Here is a 1,115-nt window from a genome sequence, read left to right on the forward strand (position 1 = left end):
GGCGGGGGCTGCGGGGGGCCGTCCACCGCGCGCACCGCCCGGCGCGGTTCGCGCACCGGGCCGTTCAGGCCCGGACGTCGGACGACGGCGGTGTCGCCCCGTGTGCCGCTGCCGCTCACGAAGGCCGAGCGCCGTGAGCGGACCAGCGTCAGCGCACCGGTCGGGCCTGCGGCACCGCACTGCCGACGGCCACCACGACGTCGACGGTCCCGCCCGGCAGCGGGTCGGTCGCGTACGCGGCGGGTGTCACCGACATCTCCTCGTGCCCCTTCTCGTGCCGGCCCGGCTGCTCCGGACCGTCTGTGCCCGACGCTAACCGTGACTTGCCCAATGGGCATAGGATGTTGCCCATGACGCAAAATGATGACGAGCTGGACGGCCTGGTGCGCAAGCGGATCCGTGCCCTGCGGCTGGCCCAGGGCTGGTCCCTCGAGGAACTGGCCACGCGTGCCCGGCTCAGTCAGTCCACGCTCAGCCGCATCGAGAACGGCCGGCGCCGCCTGGCGCTGGACAGCCTGGTCACACTCGCCCGCGCCCTGGACACCACTCTCGATCAACTCGTGGAGACCGCCTCCGACGACGTCGTCATCAGTCCGACGATCGACGGCACCCATGGGCGGATGCGCTGGCCGGTCAAGGGCGACCCGGGCGTGAGCGTCATGCGCCAGCGCCTGACCGAGCCGCCGCCCGACAAGCCCTCCCGCATGCGTGCGCACCCCGGGCGGGAATGGCTCGTGGTCCTGTCGGGCACGGCGATCCTCATGCTGGGACACCGCCGCTTCCGCGTCGAGACCAACCAGGCCGCGGAGTTCCCCACGATGCTGCCGCACGCGATCGGCGCCGAGGGCGGGCCGTGCGAGATCCTGGGGATCTTCGACCGTGACGCCCGGCGCGGCCATCAGCGCGACAACGGCGACCGCGCCCTTCAGGAATCCCCCCGGTGACGGGGCGGCGCCGTCTCGCGCCGTCTCGCGCCGTCCGCGCGGGCGCCTCTTGCGCGGCCGGCAGTCCACACGGCCATCGCCTTGCGTAAACAGCAAGGATTAGTGCTATAGACGCATGTCCGCCCTAGGGTGAAGACATGACCCACGCCCACCCGCATGCATCCCCCCACC

Annotated in this window: 1 protein-coding gene; it reads left to right on the forward strand. The window is 72.3% G+C overall.

The genetic code is table 11. The annotated features are described in order from the left end of the window. Nucleotides 1–350 precede the first annotated feature (350 nt). Nucleotides 351–944, forward strand: coding sequence for an XRE family transcriptional regulator (locus AOK11_RS38495; RefSeq protein ID WP_055598234.1), 594 nt, complete (start codon nt 351–353; stop codon nt 942–944). Nucleotides 945–1,115 lie beyond the last annotated feature (171 nt).

Source organism: Streptomyces hirsutus, assembly GCF_001418415.1.
Classification (GTDB): domain Bacteria; phylum Actinomycetota; class Actinomycetes; order Streptomycetales; family Streptomycetaceae; genus Streptomyces; species Streptomyces hirsutus.